This window comes from Bacillus sp. V59.32b (assembly GCF_003429085.1).
Taxonomy (GTDB): Bacteria; Bacillota; Bacilli; order Bacillales; family DSM-1321; genus Peribacillus.
Map to the genome: position 1 here is coordinate 1 of NZ_QVTC01000062.1, position 18,683 is coordinate 18,683.

General features: G+C 43.3%; 18 protein-coding genes and 1 pseudogene. 13 read left to right on the forward strand and 6 right to left on the reverse strand.

From position 1 onward, the window contains the following. A pseudogene (locus D0463_RS14635) lies at window positions 1-1,550 on the reverse strand (serine-rich repeat glycoprotein adhesin); the annotation flags it as partial. Window positions 1,551-1,779: 229 nt separating this feature from the next. Here D0463_RS14635 and D0463_RS14640 point away from each other — a divergent pair. From D0463_RS14640 to D0463_RS14675, 8 genes are all read left to right on the forward strand, one after another. After that, window positions 1,780-2,541 (forward strand): sulfite exporter TauE/SafE family protein, encoded by a 762-nt coding sequence (locus D0463_RS14640; RefSeq protein ID WP_117308129.1) that lies wholly within the window; start codon window positions 1,780-1,782, stop codon window positions 2,539-2,541. Window positions 2,542-2,720: 179 nt separating this feature from the next. Continuing rightward, window positions 2,721-3,215, forward strand: coding sequence for an SCO family protein (locus tag D0463_RS14645; protein WP_254052817.1), 495 nt, complete (start codon window positions 2,721-2,723; stop codon window positions 3,213-3,215). An 86-nt stretch (window positions 3,216-3,301) separates the two neighbouring features. Beyond that, on the forward strand, window positions 3,302-4,390 hold the full coding sequence (locus tag D0463_RS14650) for a type III polyketide synthase (RefSeq protein WP_117308131.1): 1,089 nt from the start codon (window positions 3,302-3,304) through the stop codon (window positions 4,388-4,390). After that, on the forward strand, window positions 4,390-4,929 hold the full coding sequence (locus tag D0463_RS14655) for an isoprenylcysteine carboxyl methyltransferase family protein (protein ID WP_117308132.1): 540 nt from the start codon (window positions 4,390-4,392) through the stop codon (window positions 4,927-4,929). Before D0463_RS14650 ends, D0463_RS14655 begins: the two co-directional genes overlap by 1 nt. Before the next feature lie 475 nt (window positions 4,930-5,404). Continuing rightward, window positions 5,405-7,984 carry a dynamin family protein gene (locus D0463_RS14660; protein WP_117308133.1) on the forward strand — a complete coding sequence of 860 codons (2,580 nt, stop codon included), beginning with the start codon at window positions 5,405-5,407 and terminating at the stop codon, window positions 7,982-7,984. Continuing rightward, entirely contained in the window at window positions 7,977-9,086 is a 1,110-nt protein-coding gene (locus D0463_RS14665; RefSeq protein ID WP_117308134.1) for a P-loop NTPase family protein, read from the forward strand. Before D0463_RS14660 ends, D0463_RS14665 begins: the two co-directional genes overlap by 8 nt. A gap of 55 nt (window positions 9,087-9,141) precedes the next feature. Further along, on the forward strand, window positions 9,142-9,444 hold the full coding sequence (locus D0463_RS14670; RefSeq protein WP_133299577.1) for a hypothetical protein: 303 nt from the start codon (window positions 9,142-9,144) through the stop codon (window positions 9,442-9,444). A 169-nt stretch (window positions 9,445-9,613) separates the two neighbouring features. Then, a complete protein-coding gene (locus D0463_RS14675) occupies window positions 9,614-10,462 on the forward strand; it encodes a 5'-3' exonuclease (RefSeq protein ID WP_216824906.1) in 849 nt (282 codons plus the stop codon). A gap of 46 nt (window positions 10,463-10,508) precedes the next feature. Here the strand turns inward: D0463_RS14675 and D0463_RS14680 are convergent, their stop codons facing one another. Continuing rightward, window positions 10,509-10,643 (reverse strand): small, acid-soluble spore protein L, encoded by a 135-nt coding sequence (locus tag D0463_RS14680; RefSeq protein ID WP_117308137.1) that lies wholly within the window; start codon window positions 10,641-10,643, stop codon window positions 10,509-10,511. Between the two features lie 141 nt (window positions 10,644-10,784). Between D0463_RS14680 and D0463_RS14685 the strand changes: the two genes are divergently transcribed. Beyond that, window positions 10,785-11,054 carry a DUF6123 family protein gene (locus tag D0463_RS14685; protein ID WP_117308138.1) on the forward strand — a complete coding sequence of 90 codons (270 nt, stop codon included), beginning with the start codon at window positions 10,785-10,787 and terminating at the stop codon, window positions 11,052-11,054. 28 nt (window positions 11,055-11,082) lie between these two features. On the opposite strand, the gene D0463_RS14690 is transcribed toward D0463_RS14685, so the two are convergent. Then, the gene (locus D0463_RS14690) at window positions 11,083-11,985 is read right to left on the reverse strand and encodes a DMT family transporter (protein WP_117308139.1); all 903 of its coding nucleotides are present in this window, start codon (window positions 11,983-11,985) and stop codon (window positions 11,083-11,085) included. Further along, complete coding sequence (locus D0463_RS14695) at window positions 11,982-12,383, reverse strand: reverse transcriptase-like protein (protein WP_117308140.1); 402 nt, start codon at window positions 12,381-12,383, stop codon at window positions 11,982-11,984. The genes D0463_RS14690 and D0463_RS14695 overlap by 4 nt, the downstream gene beginning before the upstream one ends. 156 nt (window positions 12,384-12,539) lie before the next feature. On the opposite strand from D0463_RS14695, the gene D0463_RS14700 reads away from it, so the two are divergent. Together D0463_RS14700 and D0463_RS14705 are read left to right on the forward strand one after the other, a co-directional pair. Then, window positions 12,540-13,202 carry a ribonuclease H family protein gene (locus D0463_RS14700; protein WP_117308141.1) on the forward strand — a complete coding sequence of 221 codons (663 nt, stop codon included), beginning with the start codon at window positions 12,540-12,542 and terminating at the stop codon, window positions 13,200-13,202. 17 nt (window positions 13,203-13,219) lie between these two features. Beyond that, on the forward strand, window positions 13,220-13,414 hold the full coding sequence (locus D0463_RS14705) for a zinc-finger domain-containing protein (RefSeq protein ID WP_117308142.1): 195 nt from the start codon (window positions 13,220-13,222) through the stop codon (window positions 13,412-13,414). Between the two features lie 86 nt (window positions 13,415-13,500). Here the strand turns inward: D0463_RS14705 and D0463_RS14710 are convergent, their stop codons facing one another. Further along, a complete protein-coding gene (locus D0463_RS14710; protein ID WP_117308143.1) occupies window positions 13,501-13,998 on the reverse strand; it encodes an RrF2 family transcriptional regulator in 498 nt (165 codons plus the stop codon). Window positions 13,999-14,174: 176 nt separating this feature from the next. Here D0463_RS14710 and hmpA point away from each other — a divergent pair, with 176 nt between their 5' ends. Further along, entirely contained in the window at window positions 14,175-15,404 is a 1,230-nt protein-coding gene (gene hmpA / locus D0463_RS14715; protein ID WP_117308144.1) for an NO-inducible flavohemoprotein, read from the forward strand. 132 nt (window positions 15,405-15,536) lie between these two features. Beyond that, on the forward strand, window positions 15,537-17,684 hold the full coding sequence (locus D0463_RS14720; protein WP_117308145.1) for a DNA topoisomerase III: 2,148 nt from the start codon (window positions 15,537-15,539) through the stop codon (window positions 17,682-17,684). Between the two features lie 44 nt (window positions 17,685-17,728). Here D0463_RS14720 and D0463_RS14725 read toward each other — a convergent pair whose 3' ends face one another. Beyond that, window positions 17,729-18,637, reverse strand: coding sequence for a R2-like ligand-binding oxidase (locus D0463_RS14725; RefSeq protein WP_117308146.1), 909 nt, complete (start codon window positions 18,635-18,637; stop codon window positions 17,729-17,731). Window positions 18,638-18,683 lie beyond the last annotated feature (46 nt).

Genomic DNA, 18,683 nt, shown 5'->3' on the forward strand with positions numbered 1-18,683 from the left:
TTGTCCGCGTCGGCATCAGCGTCTGCGTCAGCATCGTTGTCCGCATCGGCATCGGCATCGGCGTCATTGTCCGCGTCGGCATCGGCATCAGCATCGGCGTCATTGTCCGCGTCGGCATCAGCGTCTGCGTCAGCATCGTTGTCCGCATCGGCATCAGCATCGGCGTCATTGTCCGCGTCGGCATCAGCGTCGGCGTCAGCATCGGCATCAGCATCGGCGTCGTTGTCCGCGTCGGCATCAGCGTCAGCATCAGCATCGGCGTCGTTGTCCGCGTCGGCATCAGCGTCAGCATCGGCATCGGCGTCGTTGTCCGCGTCGGCATCAGCATCAGCGTCGTTGTCCGCGTCGGCATCAGCATCGGCGTCGTTGTCCGCGTCGGCGTCAGCATCGGCATCAGCATCGGCGTCGTTGTCCGCGTCAGCATCGGCATCGGCATCGGCATCGGCGTCGTTGTCTGCGTCAGCATCAGCATCAGCATCAGCATCAGCATCGGCGTCGTTGTCTGCGTCTGCGTCAGCATCGGCATCGGCATCAGCGTCGGCGTCATTATCTGCGTCCGCATCAGCATCAGCGTCATTGTCTGCGTCAGCATCGGCATCGGCGTCGTTGTCCGCGTCAGCATCAGCATCGGCATCATTGTCCGCGTCAGCGTCCGCATCGGCATCGGCATCGGCATCATTGTCCGCGTCAGCGTCAGCATTGGCATCGGCATCGGCATCATTGTCCGCATCGGCATCAGCGTCTGCGTCATTGTCTGCGTCGGCATCAGCATCGGCATCGTTGTCCGCGTCAGCATCGGCATCGGCGTCGTTGTCCGCGTCAGCATCGGCATCGGCATCAGCGTCAGCATCGGCATCGGCGTCATTGTCAGCGTCAGCATCAGCATCGGCATCGGCATCAGCGTCGGCGTCGTTGTCAGCGTCAGCATTAGCATCGGCATCATTGTCTGCATCGGCATTGGCGTCTGCATCGTTCTCAGCGTCAGCATTAGCATCGGCATCATTGTCGGCATCCGCATTGGCGTCAGCATCGTTCTCAGCGTCAGCGTCAGCATTAGCATCGTTGTCGGCGTCATTCTCTGCATCAGCATTAGAATCAGAGTTAGAATCGCTGTCGGCATCAGCATTAGAATCGGAATTAGATTCGCTGTCCGCATTGGCATCCGCGCGGCTGTCGGACTCGGCATTAGAATCGGAGTTAGATTCGCTGTCTGCACTGGCGTCCGCCTGATTGTCTGCAGCAGCATCGGCGTCTGAATTGCTATCAGCGTTTGCTGTACTGTCACTTTCTAGATCATTATTGTTTTCGTTCGTGTTCTCACTGGTGCCATCATATGAAGAATCCTGGTTTGAATCATTATTTCTTCTTCTTTTTCGACGATTCCCCTCACCGGAGTTATCTTTTTTTCTTCTCTTGTTGCCGCCTTCAGAACCTTCGTTATCTAAGCTACTTTCATTATTACGGTTTTCCTGTTCTCTTTGCCTTTGCCTCCTCTTTTTCCTTTTCCGTTTTTTTCGCTTTAACTCATCGTTCTTTTCACCCAAAATCATTCTCTCCCTTCCTTTGGATATGATTAGTATAGTAAGCTTTGTCCTTGGTTGTTCGGGCAATAACCCTTATCTAAGCGGAAATTACATATTTTCTTAAGAAAATTAGAAGATTCATTGTATTAAATCAGTACTTGAAAAATGTCCAAACCCTAATCCTCATCGAGTGCATATAGTATAGAGTGATTTGATACAGGAGTATCCAAAATAACTCGGTTGAGGTGCAGGCAATATGAGTATTGAAATAGTTCTGATGGGTTTATTAGTTGGATGTTTGGTTGGGATGACAGGGGTGGGGGGAGCTGCATTGCTCACACCAATTTTGGTTTTATGGGGGATAAATCCGGTTGTCGCCATTGGTACGGACTTTGCTTACAATACAATCACAAAATTATTTGGAGCCATCCAGCACATCAGACAGAAAACAGTTAACTTTCAGCTTGTTAAATATTTAGCAATAGGAAGTCTGCCAGCAGCCATTGGAGCAAATATCGTATTCTATTCTCTTTTTTCAGAGGGTTATGATGAAGAATTGATTGTACTAATGATCGGAATTGTGTTGATTACGGTATCTTCGATTTCACTCCTTCAATTTATTTTCATTCCTGATCCCAATAATCGTTGGAAAACGAAAACATTAAAAGATAAACGATTCTTCACTATTATGGCTGGAGTAATCATAGGAGGAATTGTCGGGATAACCTCAATTGGTTCAGGCAGTCTGTTTGCATTGCTAATTTTATATTTTTATAATGTGAAATCTTCTGAGCTGGTCGGTACAGACATTACTCATGCCTTCTTCCTTGTTTTGGTTTCCGGGCTTCTTATGGCGAGGCTTGGGCATATTGATTATTTATTAGTAGGCAATCTTCTATGCGGCTCGATTCCCGGAGCAGTTATCGGCAGTAAACTAAGTTTGAAAGTTCCTCAAAAAGCGATGAAGATTTTGATTGTCACGATTATCCTGGTCAGTGGAATGGCTCTCGTGTTATAAGCGGTTATCCAGAAACTTGAGGATATAGAGCATTGTTTCGAAATGTTTACCTTTTCATATATTGATAATTGAAAGGAGGAGAGCTTAGCCTGAAAAAGATAGCATTCCTTTTATCGATGCTCCTATTACTCGGACTTTTAATATATTGGTTATTTCCAAAGCAAGAAGAATTACCGGTTTTGAAAAGTGTATCCGAGTTTGAAATGTCCAATGTGCATGACGGCAATTACCGGTTTGATAAAGGGAAAATCAAGCTTGTTTCGTTTTTTTATACAAACTGTCCGGATATATGCCCTATGACAATGGATGACCTGACTAAACTGCAGGAACAACTTAAAGATGAAAATATCTTCGCGTCAGAAGCAGTACTGATTTCAATTACACTTGACCCGGAATTCGATGATGAAAAGGTCATTCAAAAATACGCTGACGCTTTCAACGCCGACCTGAGCGGATGGAAATGGCTAAGAGCTACACCGGAAGAAACGAAACAGGTAGCAAACGAATTCCAAATGATTTACAAGAAAATAGAAAATAATGTAACCGTCCATAATACAACCATGTATTTGGTCGATGAAAAAAATCAGATTCGTGCTACGTATGATATGGCGAATACATCAAAACCTATGGATCGGGAACAAATCCTGGAAGATATTCGGTCGTTGCTAAAATAATGGTGGAAGACAACCGAAAACAGGCAAGCTTAGATGGGAGCGGTACAGGGTATACTATATGAAAAAATACAAAAGGTGTGGATTTAATGCCTTATATTCTTTCAGCCGCTCACATCGACCTTCCATATCGACTATCCCAAGAATCTGCGAGGGAATTTGCCAGGGAGATGTTCGGGTCTTCCTTCAAGGATATCGACAGATTACTTCGAGCTTTTTCAAACGGCCAGGTTCAAAACCGCTATTTATCAACTGACATTGAATGGTTTAAGGCAGAGCATTCTTTTGAAGAAAAAAATCGAAAATATATTGAACAGGCGACCGAATTTGGTGCCTTGGCGATTAAGAGATGCCTTGATAATCAGCAGTTTCTAAATCAAAAGATAGAACCATCAGAGGTCGATGCCTTTATATATATCTCGAGTACCGGGTTGGCAACTCCCTCGATCGATGCAAGAATTATGAATATGCTTCAGTTCCATCAACATGTAAAAAGAATCCCAATCTGGGGGCTCGGCTGCGCTGGCGGGGCTGCAGGCCTTTCGCGTGCCTTTGAGTATTGCAAAGCATTTCCGAAAGCAAAGGTGCTCGTTCTTTGTGTTGAGCTTTGCAGTTTAACTTTTCAAAAAAACGACACGTCAAAAAGCAATTTGATTGGTACATCCCTGTTTTCAGATGGTATCAGCTGTGCCCTTGTATCCGGCGATGAGGTCGATAGACAGAATATGAGCAAATTATCTTGCATTCCCAACATATTGGCTACCCAATCGACACTGATGCCGGATTCCCTTGAAGTTATGGGCTGGGACGTTAAGAATGAAGGTTTATTCGTCGTTTTTTCCAAAGATATACCTACCATTATCAAAAATTGGCTGAAACCGAATGTGGAAGCATTTTTACGGCAAAACCAGATTTCCTTTCGCGAACTTGACAGATTCATTGCCCATCCCGGCGGAAAAAAAGTGATTGAAGCCTATGAGGAAGCACTGGGTTTTGATGCTGAAATGACTGAAAAATCGCTTGATATCCTGAAGGAATACGGAAATATGTCGTCTGCGACCATTTTGTATGTGCTGGAACAGTTTATGCTCGAGCAAACAGTCCGCGGGGAGTTAGGTCTTGCGGCCGCATTAGGTCCCGGGTTCTCATCGGAGCTTCTGTTAATGAGGTGGGAATAATGGCATTCTATTTCTTTATTATTTTCATTTGTGTACAGAGGGTTGTGGAGCTGGTCATCGCCCGGAAGAACGAAAGCTGGATGAAAAAGCAGGGAGCAACTGAATTCGGCAAGTCCCACTATCCCTGGATGGTCATGATGCATATCTGTTTTTTAAGCAGTTTGATTCTGGAAGTCACATTAATGGACAAGAGTGCCTCATCTTATTGGCCAATTTGGCTGACGCTGTTTTTAGCAGCCCAGGCTGGGAGAGTTTGGGTCATCGCTTCCCTTGGAAGGTACTGGAATACGAAAATCATCGTTTTGCCCGGGGCGGAGGTAACGGAAAACGGGCCTTACAAATACTTTAAACATCCGAACTACCTTATCGTTGCGATCGAGATTGTGGTTATTTCTTTGCTGTTCAATGCCTATATGACCGGAATTTTGTTTTCGCTGCTAAATGCGTGGATGATGACTGTCCGGATCCCTGAAGAAGAACGAGCATTAAAAAGTCTGACAGAGTACGAAAAGATTTTCGTAAAGAAGAAAAATGTTTAAAGAAAATTCAAGATACTTATTGAAAATGATTATCACTCATGATATTATCTAAATGAAGATGAAAATTATTCTCATTTGGACAGCAACCACAATATAAAAGGATGGTGCTCGGCATGGTTTGGTTATTTGTTCTTTTAACTGTTGTTACATATTTATTTTTAATGAAATACGTACTAAATAACGTTCAACGGCCAGTAAAAGCCACTAGCAACCCTGCGTTTATTTCAGAAAAAAACCAAAAAAAATTCATACCCGCCCATACAACCAGGTAAAGCGCCTGGTTATTTTTTTTGTCAGAAATAAGAGTATGCCTTTCTTTTCCGCATAAGTACAACTACGCCTTCGCCTTACCAGGCACGTCAATCGACGAGTTTTCTTTATTCATTTTTTGCATATCAATGTATAGGAATGGAAACAGAAATCGTTTACAATATATGATTATAAACATGACTCTCAAACTAAGGGGACTTGACGTATGGTGCAACAAACGACAAAGCAAGCGCGGGATCTCGAGCATTTACTCGCACTCTATGAAACTTTCGAAACTGCGGAGGATTTCGAGAATGCCGAAAAAATAAAACAGCTGATTATTAAACTATATAAACAGGAATATACCATTGCTTTTTGCGGCCATTTTTCTGCCGGGAAATCAAGTATGATCAATTATTTGCTTGGGGAGCAGGTGTTGCCTTCCAGCCCAATTCCGACAAGTGCGAATACGGTTAAGCTAAAGCGTGGAGGCAATTATGCCAAGGTCTACTATTATCAAGATAAACCGGTGCTTTTTCCTGCACCGTATGATTACAAAGCCGTAAAGCAATTTGCGAAAGACGGCGACAGTATATCTTCCATCACGATAAGCTCAAGTGAATTTCCGCTTCCTGAAACATGCGTGGTCATGGATACTCCCGGGATTGACTCGACAGATGACGCCCACAGGGTTTCAACTGAGTCAGCGCTTCATCTGGCTGACATCATTTTCTATGTGATGGACTATAATCATGTTCAGTCAGAAGTTAATTTTCATTTTACCAAAGAACTACAGGACGCAGGCAAGCAGGTGTATTTGATCATCAACCAGATCGATAAGCATGATGACACAGAACTTGGCTTTGCAGAATTCAAGAACTCGGTCGTAGATGCCTTTGCCAATTGGAGTGTGTACCCGAACGGTTTTTTCTTTACGTCATTAAGAGAGCTGCAAAATAACCAAAATCAAATCGAACAGGTGAAGGAATTCATTTTTAAGCAAGGAGAAACCGGCCAGGATGACAGTTTTGAGTCGATATTTGATTCTGCCGGAAGGCTTGTCGAAAACCATCTTCACCGTTTAAAGGGTAAATGGGAAGAAGAGAACGCTGCGAATTTGGAAGTGCTAGCTGAGCTGCAAGTGGAGGAACGGGATCAAATCACCGAACGGATTTTTTCGCTGAATCAGGAAAAGGACCGGATTGCTTCCCAGGCAGACAGCACGCAGGAAGTGTTTAAAGGCGGACTTGAATCGACGCTGAAGAATGCTTATATTATGCCTGCGCAAACGAGGGATTTGGCAAAGGAATACTTAGAGGCCAGCCAGCCTGAATTTAAGGTAGGATTGCTTTTCTCGAAGAAAAAAACAGAGGAAGAACGAGAGAGAAGGCAGCAAGCGTTTCTTTCCGATCTCCAGGAAAAAGTCAGGACCCAGCTTGAATGGCATCTGAAGGAGCTGGCAGTCAAAACATTAAGCGAGGCCGGGGTTCATGACAGCGGTCTTGAAAAAGCAGTCCAGGAAATCGAAGTGTCCGTTTCGCAAACAACGATTGAGAATCCTTTAAAGCAACAGGTGAATATTACCGGCGAATACGTCTTGAATTATACGAACGAGCTCGCTGCTTCGATTAAAAAAGAAGCGAGGAATGCAGCCGACAGCTTTGTTCAGTCGCTGTACGGCTACTTGAAAAAGGAAGCCGATGAGAAGGTCAGCTACATTGAAAAAGAATTAAAAAGCTATGAGCGTTATCAATCCGCTTTTGAATCGATCAGGACGATGAAAGATAACCTGGAAAAAAGAAAGGAAGCTTTGTTGGCGCTTAACGAGATTTCTATAAGCAATCCAAATCCGGAACAACTGGTGAAACAATGGCTGAACGAGGAAGAAGACGTCATCATCAGACATACCGATGAGTTCGAACCGGAGAGGTTATCAAATAATAATGTGGAGCAAGTAGAGCTGGTACCACATATTGTACCAGACACCAATGACGGAACGGAAGCTTTCCGCGGAAAAGATAAACTGCAACAAACGGCAGGAGAATTAACGAAAGTATCCGAATTGATTCAGCCTTTAAGAGGCTTCCAAACATTATACAGGGAACTGAAAGAAAAAGCCGGACGATTGGAGACCCAAACATTTACTGTTGCCCTTTTCGGTGCTTTCAGTGCCGGTAAATCATCATTTGCTAATGCCCTGATGGGCGATAGCGTGTTGCCGGTTTCACCAAATCCTACTACAGCAGCGATCAATAAAATTATGGCTTCTAACTCAGATCACCCGCATGGTACCGCAACCGTGACGCTGAAAAGTGCCGAAATGCTCCTTGAGGACATATCGCTCGCCCTGTCATCCTATGACCTTACCGCAAATACGCTGGATGAGGCTTACAAACTGACTGGGGAGCTGATTGACAGAACCGATGCAGAGGAAAAGGGCAAAACCCATCTCTCGTTTATCAAAGCTTTTTATCAAGGCTTGCGGGATTATCAGGAGAGGCTCGGAACGAAGCTTTTGGTGGATATGGCTGGATTTAGAAGCTTTGCCGCGGAAGAATCAAAATCATGCTTTGTCGATTTAATCGAACTTTATTTCGATTGTGATCTGACGAAGCAGGGAATGGTTCTGGTTGATACGCCGGGAGCAGATTCAATCAATGCCCGCCATACCGGTGCCGCGTTTGAATATATTAAAAACGCTGACGCAATCCTGTTTGTGACTTACTATAACCATCCTTTTTTCAAAGGCAGACAGAGAGTTTTTGATCCAGCTTGGCCGCGTAAAGGATTCTTTCGCCATGGATAAAATGTTTTTTATCATCAACGCGGTCGATCTTGCCGAAACAAACGATGAGCTGGAAGAAGTAACGGATTATGTGAAAGGTCAGCTAAATGGATTCGGGATCAGGTTCCCGAAACTGTTTCCTTTGTCAAGCAAGGGAGCGCTCGCCGAAAAGACGGAGGATGGATCTTTTTCACATCATTTTCTTCCGGACAGCGGGATGGAACAATTCCAATCGCAGTTTGATGCGTTTATCGAGCATGACTTAACCATGCTTGCGATAGAATCTTCAAAGGGAACGATCATCCGGGCTGAGCAGCTGCTGGGAGATGTCATTGACGCTTCCAAACAGGATGAACAAGCGAAAAAGCAAGCCTTGGCGGGATTGGAACAGGAATTGGCGGAGCTTAAAGAAATCCTGCAGGAATTGAATGGGGATACAGACAAACAAAGGCTGCACAAGGAGACCGAGGAGCTGGCGTTTTACAGCAAGCAGCGGGTATTCTTAAGATTTGGCGACTTTTTCAAGGAGTCCTTCAACCCAGCAGTCATAAAGGATGACGGTCGGGACATCAAGGCTACGCTGCAAACATCATTAAAAGAGCTGATCACTTCGCTCGGCTTTGATTTATCCCAGGAAATGCGCGCAACCGCTTTGCGAAGCGAGCTGTTTGTCGCCAGGCTGTTAAAGGAAAAACAGGCAGCAGTGGATACTATGTTTAAACAAATCCGCCAGAGCCTTTCATTAAGGGAATATGAAATGATAAAAGCAGAAACGATAGATTTCAAACCGGCATTTGAGGAACTGAATGTACAGAACTTCAAGAAAGAGCTGGCCTTTTTCAAAAATACAAATGCCTTTTTTGAGAAAAATGAAAAGGCGAGGATGAGCGATGCCTTACAAATAAGGTTGGAACAGCCGGCCGAAAGCTATACCACTTCCCAACAGTCCCGGATATATGAACTTTATTCCTTACTCTTGGATGATGGATTATTGAAGCTGCAACAAGAGTACGGTTCCGAGCTGGACGAAATTTACAGCGGACTGCGTTCTGCGTTAGAAGAAATCATTGATATTCCTCATTATGAAGAAATATTGAGGGAAATTGAACAAATCCATTTATAATGGGTCTTTATTGAAATCTAGAACCACTCAAAATCAGAATTTTGGCTGCGAAATTTTGAGACTGGAAACAAAACGGAAATTTTGGCAACGAAAGTCATGTTCTGGCATCGAAACAGGAAAGAGCGGCAACAAACCGGGAAAAGCGGCAACAAAAATGAGGACTGGCAACAAAACAGAAATTCCGGCAACGAAAGTCTGTTTTCTGGCAATAAAACAGGAAAAGCGGCAACAAAATCAAAATTCCGGCAACAAAAATGAGGACTGGCAACAAAACAGAAATTCTGGCAACGAAAGTCCGTGTTCCGGCAATAAAACGGGAAAAACGGCAACCAAATCAAATTTCTGGCAACGAAAATGAGGACTGGTAACAAAACTGAAATTCAGGCAATAAACGTCGATCCCGGAACAAAAAAATGTACGCATTATGGTATAATAGTAAAATGCAATCCTTATCATTAGTGGAGTATAAGGTAAATTTTTATGAGGTGATCACTTTGAATGATAACGAAAGAGAACTGCCGACATTCATGCTCGTAGATGGAATGGCCCTTTTATTCAGGGCGTTTTACGCAACGGCTGTTACGGGCCAGTTTATGATAAATTCCAAAGGCGTTCCAACGAATGCCGTACAAGGTTTTTTAAAGCATATGTTGACTGCGGTAGAGCATTTCTCACCAACGCATGTAGCGGTATGCTGGGATATGGGAAGCAAAACCTTCCGTAATGAACTGTTTGGGGATTACAAGGCAAACCGTTCCACGCCTCCGGTAGAGATGATTCCACAGTTTGAACTTGTAAAGAGGGCCGTTGAAGCCTTTGATATACCCAATATTGGGCTTGAGGGATTCGAAGCGGATGATTGCATTGGCACTTTAGCAAAAGCATCTATGTCCCATAGCCAGGTATACATCCTCACCGGAGACCAGGATATGCTTCAGCTTCTGGAGGATAACATTTCGGTGGTGCTTTTAAAGAAGGGCTATGGTAATTACGAGGTCCATAACACCGAAAGCTTTTTCGAATGGAAGGGCATCACGCCAAGGCAGATGATTGATTTGAAGGCGCTTATGGGTGATCCTTCAGATAATTATCCGGGAGTGAAGGGAATTGGCGAAAAAACCGCCTTAAAGCTGCTCATCGAATATAAAAGCATTGAAGGCATTCTTGAAAATGTCCAAGCGTTAACAAAAACACAACGTGCAAAAATTGAAGAAGCGGTCGATATGCTTCATTTATCAAGAAAGCTCGCGGAAATTAAATGTGATGTGCCTGTTTCTTGTTCATTAGAAGATTCATTGTACAGCTATGACAGGGAAAAGGTTAAACAAATGGCATTGGACCACGAATTCAAGGCTCTGCAGAGAATGATCATATAAGCAACCAACCGCTTCCCGGTTATCACCGGAGAGCGGTTTTTTTCTTCTATTTTTTATTTGCTTTTTTTGCAGCGTTTTCAAGCCTGCTTTTTGGATCCCTTGCACGCTCTGTCCCAGTGGAATAGCCTTGGGGATTCACTCCGCTGAATGCATCTGCACCCCTGTTTCTGTTTTTGCTCATTAAAAACACCTCCTATTCTTAATCTTTACAAATTCAAGCAAGTGTATAATGGCAACTTTTGTCGAAAAATGTATGGTCAAAAGAGAATTTATAAGGTAATATGTAGGAGGAAAATGGTAATGAGGCAGGTGGAGGGATCCTGTGGAAAAAACAGTAGAAGAGTACATTAGCAACCTTGAATCTAAAGGTTTTTCGTTCGGGGAGGGTGCTATCGAATTTATCTTTTTCGGTAAACATTACACAAACGCTGATGACTTTCTCGTCAATATGGCGATTGAGATGACTCTTAAAGCACAGAAGAATTTTGACGGAAGCTTTTATATATCTTTGCTTGAAGCGTTAAAGCAAAGCGAAATACATACCCGGTCTGATGCAGAGTTATTTGCGAAGGAACGTGGTCTGCGTATCTGAAAAAACGGCAGAAAATTTCTGCCGTTTTTCATATATCCGCAGCTGCTTTAGATTTTTGAGGGAGTTCTGCCAGGATCATTCCCATGAAAATAAACAGGCATCCGATAATTGTCACGTACGTTAGCTTTTCTCCGATCCAAAAATAGGAGGTCAATGCTGCAAATACAGGTTCCATCGCGAAAATGACCGCCACTCTTGTCGGAGAGGTATATGCCTGAAAATAAGTCTGGGCCAAAAACGCGAATGCCGTGGCTAGAGAGCTGGTAACCAATAAAGCGGTCCATACATCTCTTCTGAACATTACTTCCGAGTTTAAAACGATCGATAAATCTTCGAAAACCATTGCGAACATAAATGAAAGAAGCGCGACGGTGAAAATTTGGACAATCGTCAAAGGCAGCGCTGGATAATTTCCGGCAAACTTCGCTGTCATTATGATTTGCATGGCGAAACTAATCGCGCATAAAAAGACGAGGAAATCCCCGGAAGATAAAGAAGAACTCTCGACTACCGTCATCAAATACAATCCTATCGTTGCAGCGAGAACACCGAGCAACGCGTTTCTGGATGGTTTCTTCTTTAAAAGCATCATCGAAAATAAAGGCACGAGTACGACGCTCAATCCGGTAATGAATCCGGCTTTTGATGGGGTTGTGGACAGCAATCCAAAGGTTTGGAACGCATATCCGAGGAAAAGCCAGATCCCGAGCTTCACCCCCGAAACCAATAATCCCTTATCCCAATTTGTTCTTCTGTTTCTAGAAAATAAAAGGTACCAAATGACAAGCAGTAAAAAAGCTGCAAAAAAACGAACCGCGTTAAAGCTGAAAGGCTCGAGGGAAGAAATGGCGTTTTGCACCATTACAAAGGTTGCTCCCCAAATAAAAACGACGAATAATAACGTTGAATCAGACAGTGATGAATTTCTCATTCCTCTGTACCCTCATTCAAGCGGATTGCCCTTCTCGCCAATTCATCGGCTGATTTATTTTCGCTGCTCGGAATCCATTTCATAAAAAACAAGTCCAGTTGGCTGGACAATTCAAGAGCTTTATCTAAAAGCGGCGAATAGCGTTTATTCTTCACGAATTCTTTTTCAAATGCCTGGCTGATCAACTGAGAATCCGTGCGGAAGGAGACGGTAGTATACCCCTTTTCCAAACAGTACTCCAGTCCTTTGATGACGGCATGGTATTCTGCTTCATGGTTTTCCATCATTCCAAGCGGAATCGAAAACCGTTCGACCGACCCGCTATTTTTAATGAAAATGCCGGCACCGCTCGGACCTGGATTGCCCGCGCTCGCACCATCGGTATATACTTCAATCATAAAAAGACCCCTTACGAACAACTTAGTTAAGGAAAAACACATTATTTTATATAATAGCAAGCCAAGGGCAGATTGCAAAACAAAAAATTAGGGAATTGTAAAAAACGAAAACATATTCTAAAATAACCAAAACTAGATATCATAAGGATGAATGCAATGAAAGTGATTATGCGATGGACATATGGCAGCCCGAAAAAGCCTGCCGCGGATTTTACTTCTGACTGGCTCGATGCCCCAAAAGCCCTTATAATAACAGATGACCTGGAAAAAGCAGGCCGCATGAAAGATGTTGAATTTCAAGATGAAATCGGCACGTCCTGGACAAAAAAAGAATTGATTAAGCTATTGACCGAAATTAAAGATGACCCAAGTAATGTGACCGTATATTTTGACGGTGGTTACCAAAAAGAAGATGGGTTGACCGGGATCGGGGTAGTCATCTATTATACCCAGGGCAATCAGAATTGGCGTATCAGGATGAATGCGGTTCTCAGAGAACTTGACTCCAATAATGAAGCTGAATATGCGGCCATGTTTGAGGCAATCAGACAGCTTCAAGAACTAGGCGTCCACCATCAATCCTGTATTTTTAGGGGCGATTCACAAGTGGTCCTAAATCAGTTATCCGGGGAATGGCCTTGCTTTGAAGAAAATTTGAACAGGTGGCTTGATCGTATCGAACAAAAAGTCGGGGCTCTTGGCATTAAACCCATATACGAACCCATTCCAAGGAAAGATAATAGTGAAGCAGATAAGCTGGCAACCCAGGCTTTAAAAGGGGAAGAAATACTTAGCAAGCTAAACTTAAATGAAAAATAAGAGGGAGCCATACATTGATGAATCGAAAAGTCATATACTCAGAAGTGGAAGCAGTCCTCGAGGATTACTGTAAGGACTGTTTTCTGTACAGCACGTTAAGAAAAGAAAAAGGCAGGAACCACGCGCATAAATTTTGTATATCACAATGCACAGTGGGGGAAAAACTGAAAGACATCGGGCATAAACTTGCGGGTAACCCAAAAACAAATTAACCGGTGTGAAAATAAAAAAAAGACCGATTATAATGAAATCGGACTTTAATTCGGCAAATTGGAGAGTATCTGCTACACATGTGCAACTACCATTCTGTTTTCTTCTCAAAAGGCTCGCTAGTCAGCGAGTCTTCTTTATTGGCCTGCTGTTTGGCTTCGAAATATTCACGAAACAAGACTTTGTTATGAGTGATGTCTTCCAATGTATATTGATCAAGCACCTGCAGGAATGTATCAAGCGCTTTATTCAACACATGCTTTAGCGAGCATACCGGTGCGATGACACAATTGTCATGGTTATTGCCGAAACACTCCACAAGATAGAAATCTTCTTCCGTTTTCCGGACAATTTCCCCGATGTTAATCTCGGATGGCTGTTTTGCGAGGCGGATGCCTCCATTCCGTCCGCGAATCGTTTCAATATAGCCCATTTTCCCTAAATTATAAATAATCTTCATAAGATGATTTTTTGAAATATCGTAAGCGACAGCAATTTCTTTAATGTTGGAAAGTTTCCCTTGCTCTAATGTGGCAAGATATAATAATACTCTGATTGAGTAATCTGAATAAGTGGTTAAACGCATGTATGTTACCTCGCAATCTCTTTCTGCCTTCATCTTATCATAATTGTGAACATTTCTTAAACGTTTCGTTTTTTACAGCTAAAAGATGTATTTATGATATTGCTTATTAATCAGGTTAGCACTATGATAAACATGTATTTTAAATATTACTTATTTAGAGAGGAAGGGATCGTTCCATGTTATCCCCGAAAACCATTGATATTATTAAATCTACTGTACCTGAATTGGAAGTAAAGGGTACGGAAATTACAACCGTATTTTACAAAACGATGTTTGAAAACCACCCGGAATTATTAAACATCTTTAACCATGCCAACCAAAAGAGAGGACGTCAGCAAACAGCTCTTGCTAACACGGTACTGGCCGCAGCTACATATATTGACAAGCTTGAAACGATCATTCCGGTAGTGAAGCAAATTGCCCATAAACACCGGAGCCTGGCGATTAAACCGGAGCATTATCCGATTGTAGGTGAATACCTTCTAAAGGCAATCAAGGAAGTGCTCGGAGATGCTGCGACAGATGAGATCATCGATGCGTGGGCGGAAGCATACGGGGTGATTGCACAAGTATTCATCGATATTGAAAAAGAAATGTATGAGGAAGCCGCCATCCAAACGAACGGGTGGGCGGATTATAAAGATTTTAAAATCATCGATAAAGTGAAGGAAAGCGAAGTCATTACTTCATTCTATTTAAAACCGGCTGACGGTTCTCAAGTTCCGACGTTTGAACCGGGTCAGTACATTACGGTCCGCTTGCAAATCCCTGGAGAAGAATATTTATTTAACCGTCAGTACAGCTTGTCTGTTGCGCCCGGCAAAGAATATTTCCGAATTTCCGTAAAGAGGGAAGCGGAAGGCAATGAACCGGATGGGAGGGTTTCAAACTACCTGCATGATCATATTAATCCTGGTGATGTGATCGAAGTTACCGTTCCAGCAGGAGATTTTGTTCTCGACATGGAAAAGAAAACACCTGCTGTATTTATCAGTGGCGGAGTCGGCATTACACCATTCATGAGCATGTCTTGCGCCATCTCTGAAAAACAGCCGGGACGAAAGGTACAGTTTATCCACGCCTCACGAAACGGAAAGCTTCAAGCTTTCAAAGAGGAATTGAAAGCATTAAACAATAAATTGACTAACTATGAGCTGTCATTTGTTTATGAACAACCTGCAGAAGAAGATCTCCAGGACGAATACTTCAGCAAGCAGGGCTATATGGATGCTGAATGGCTGAAGGGGAGAATAGAAACGGACCCCCATGCCGATTACTATGTATGCGGACCGGTTCCATTCCTGCGGGCCATCGTCGGTATCCTGAAAAAGCTTGGAATCTCAGATAGTCAAATTCATTATGAATTCTTTGGACCTTCGATGAATCTAGAATCAGAAACAGCATAAAAATATGAACATATAGAGAGTCGCTTTTCCTTTTAGGAAAGTGGCTCTCTTTTTGCATAAAAAAACTAGGTATGTTTTCCCACAATCTAAACAGGTATAATGAATGTATCAAAAATGAATCAGGTGAAAACTATGAAGCTAATAATCGCGGAAAAGCCGGATCAGGGGGCTGCTCTTTCTTCACAATTCAAAACGAAGAAACAACAGGGATATATAGAGATCCTTCCGAACGAGCTTTTTCAAAAAGGTGCTTATGTAACCTGGGCGGTTGGCCATTTGTGTCAGCTTGTCTCCCCGGAAACCTATCGTCCTGAATGGAAGAAATGGTCGCTTGGCACACTGCCGATCATTCCGGAGCGGTTTCAATACGAAGTGACACGCTCCAAGGCCAAACAATTCAATCTTGTACGGTCGCTAATTAAGAAGCCGGAAGTAACTGAAATCATTCACGCTGGTGATGCCGGGCGGGAAGGCGAATTGATTGTCAGGAATATCGTCAATTTGACCGGGGTGAAAAAGCCAATGAAACGCCTTTGGATTTCGTCGTTAACTCCGAAGTCTATTTATGATGGTTTCAAAAACTTATTAGATGAACAGGAAACAAAGAATTTGTTTTTTGAGGCGTATACGAGAGCTTGTGCTGATTGGGTTGTTGGCATGAACGCATCCAGAGTTTATAGCATTCTTTTAAAACAGAAAGGGATGTCGGATGTTTTTTCGGCAGGCCGTGTCCAGACACCAACACTCGCGTTAATTGTGAAACGTGAAAAAGAGATTGAAAACTTCAAGTCAGAGCCGTTTTGGGAGGTATTGGCCAATTTTGATATTCAGGGGAAGAAATACGAAGGCAAATGGCAGAAAGACAATGAATCTCGCGTTAAGGACGAAGAAACAGCAACTAAAATAGCAGCTTTTTGCCAGAATAAACCGGCGATTGTGGATGAAATGCAAACGGAACGAAAAGAATTCCAGCCGCCTTTGCTGTTTAATCTTTCGGCTTTGCAAGCAACAGCCAATAAAATCTTTAAGTTTTCACCGAAAAAAACATTGGATGTATTACAGGGCTTGTATCAAAAAGGAATCGTCTCTTATCCAAGATCCGATTCGAACTATGTAACAAAAGGAGAGGCCGAAACGTTTCCAGACATTCTCCAGAAATTAAGCAATCTTCCCGAATATAAAGAGTTGTTTCCTGTACCAGCCCCTTCGATTATTGATAACAAACGGTACGTCAATGAGAAGAAAGTGACCGATCACTATGCGATCATTCCGACTGAACAGGTGAAAGATCCGGACAAGCTTTCGGCTGACGAAAGGAAAATATACGATTTAGTAGTCAGGAGACTCATCGCCGCGCATTATAATCAAGCGATTTTTGACTATACAACCATTAAAACGCTTGTCGACCAGCGGGCGGAGTTTGTCTCGAAAGGAAAGCAGCAAATCCAGGAAGGCTGGCGGAAGGTCATTTTTCAAGCCGATAAAGATGATGATGTCATTCTACCGATCATTGCTGAAGGTGAAGAGGGAAAAGTAGTCAAAGTAAAAGTGAAAGAAGGAAAAACGCAACCCCCGAAACGTTATACAGAAGGGCAATTAATTACTTTAATGAAAACAGCCGGTAAGCACCTCGATAATGAAGAGCTGGAAAAAGTACTGATGAAGACAGAAGGGCTTGGAACAGAAGCAACCCGGGCCGGGATCATTACCATGTTAAAGGACCGAAAATATATTGAAGTGAATAAGAACCAGGTCTTTGCAACCGACAAAGGGAAGGTATTGATTTCAGCGATCGGCGATAAAATTCTCGCCTCTCCTGAAATGACGGCCAAATGGGAGCAGAGACTTAGGGAAATCGGTGAAGGGAAAGCCTCCGCCTCCGAATTTATGGAACAAGTAAAGAAACTCTCGGCTAAAATCATTGAAGACGCGACAGAGACATCGGGAGAATGGAAATTCGAAGGGCTGGACACCGAGTCGATACAAAGAACCAATTCAAAATATTCTGCAGGGAAATCGGTGGGCAAGTGCAAATTATGCGAGGGCACAGTCATCGACAAGGGGAAATTCTACGGGTGCTCGAACTATAACAAAACAAAGTGCAATTTTACAATGTCCAAAAAAATGCTAGGCAAACAGATTTCTTTAACAAACGCGAAAAAAATCCTTGATAACGGGAAATCCGATTTAATTAAAGGATTTAAGAAGGCGGATAAAACGTTTGATGCCTATTTGGAATGGAATGAACAGGAAAAGCGTGTAAGCTTTTCTTTTAAATAAACCAATAGAAGCAGGGGGGACCCCCCTGCTTCTATTGGTTTCAGTTATTCAGTGGCTACAGCTTCCTCCTCAATTTCGGAATAGGCGTCAAACTGCTTCTTCGCCCTGGCAATGGCCGCTTCGCGTGCATTGTACTGTTTGATGGCGTAATCCGTCATGATCGACCAGTCGATGCCATAAACTTCTTCTCCTTCAGTGATGGCAATTGTGTCGTTGATCAACCCGATTGAATATGGAAGGAGATCGTCCATCGTCGCTGTGAACACATCGTACAGCTTTGGATCCTCGGCAATTAGCCTTTGCAATGTATAAGTGCCAAAGCCGATATGGCGCCCTTCGTCACGCCCAAGATTAGCTATACCCTCAATAATGCCAGGCAATAGCCCTGTTGACTGAAAGGCAAGCCGGAAAGAATGATAGCCTGATTCGGCAAGCATCCCTTCCACGACCATATGGTAGGTCGTTAATGCCCTGATTTGTGCTTCGGGTGAGTTATCGGTATAAAGGGCGTTCATTGCCTGAGGAAGCTTTTCATAGAAGATTTTCTTATAATTGTCGGAGTGATGCTGCGATAGATCCTCCAGCATCCCGACCTCTTGACGCCATCGCGCAAAAAATTCGGTATGCTTCGCTTCTTCATATAGAAAAGTCGTCAGATAGATCGTGTCCTCAAGTCGGCCTTCGTTAGCCATTGTATAAAGCACTGGCAGGAAGTCCAGCGTTACTGCTTCTTCCCCGGCCCCAAACAGACCGACCAGCTGTCCCACCATTTTCCTTTCTTTCGGGGTACAATTCTTAATGCTCTCCTTGTCAACCGAAAAATCAATATCCTTTGGGTTCCATCCGCCAAACTTCTTCGCTTTTTCATAGAGTTTATACATCGGATGATTCCAGTCTAACAGTTTGTCTGTTGACGTTTGGAATTGTTCATGAACATTTTTTAATCCTTTCATTTTACCGCCTCCATCATTACAAAATAATGTTGATAGCTAAACTATA

Bases quoted from the DNA above. Each gene is read 5' to 3' on its own strand.
- D0463_RS14640 (WP_117308129.1), top strand. From the start codon at position 1,780: ATGAGTATTGAAATAGTTCTGATGGGTTTATTAGTTGGATGTTTGGTT.
- D0463_RS14650 (WP_117308131.1), top strand. From the start codon at position 3,302: ATGCCTTATATTCTTTCAGCCGCTCACATCGACCTTCCATATCGACTA.
- D0463_RS14655 (WP_117308132.1), top strand. From the start codon at position 4,390: ATGGCATTCTATTTCTTTATTATTTTCATTTGTGTACAGAGGGTTGTG.
- D0463_RS14660 (WP_117308133.1), top strand. From the start codon at position 5,405: ATGGTGCAACAAACGACAAAGCAAGCGCGGGATCTCGAGCATTTACTC.
- D0463_RS14665 (WP_117308134.1), top strand. From the start codon at position 7,977: ATGGATAAAATGTTTTTTATCATCAACGCGGTCGATCTTGCCGAAACA.
- D0463_RS14675 (WP_216824906.1), top strand. From the start codon at position 9,614: ATGCTCGTAGATGGAATGGCCCTTTTATTCAGGGCGTTTTACGCAACG.
- D0463_RS14680 (WP_117308137.1), bottom strand. From the start codon at position 10,643: ATGAGCAAAAACAGAAACAGGGGTGCAGATGCATTCAGCGGAGTGAAT.
- D0463_RS14690 (WP_117308139.1), bottom strand. From the start codon at position 11,985: ATGAGAAATTCATCACTGTCTGATTCAACGTTATTATTCGTCGTTTTT.
- D0463_RS14695 (WP_117308140.1), bottom strand. From the start codon at position 12,383: ATGATTGAAGTATATACCGATGGTGCGAGCGCGGGCAATCCAGGTCCG.
- D0463_RS14700 (WP_117308141.1), top strand. From the start codon at position 12,540: ATGAAAGTGATTATGCGATGGACATATGGCAGCCCGAAAAAGCCTGCC.
- D0463_RS14705 (WP_117308142.1), top strand. From the start codon at position 13,220: ATGAATCGAAAAGTCATATACTCAGAAGTGGAAGCAGTCCTCGAGGAT.
- D0463_RS14710 (WP_117308143.1), bottom strand. From the start codon at position 13,998: ATGCGTTTAACCACTTATTCAGATTACTCAATCAGAGTATTATTATAT.
- hmpA (WP_117308144.1), top strand. From the start codon at position 14,175: ATGTTATCCCCGAAAACCATTGATATTATTAAATCTACTGTACCTGAA.
- D0463_RS14720 (WP_117308145.1), top strand. From the start codon at position 15,537: ATGAAGCTAATAATCGCGGAAAAGCCGGATCAGGGGGCTGCTCTTTCT.
- D0463_RS14725 (WP_117308146.1), bottom strand. From the start codon at position 18,637: ATGAAAGGATTAAAAAATGTTCATGAACAATTCCAAACGTCAACAGAC.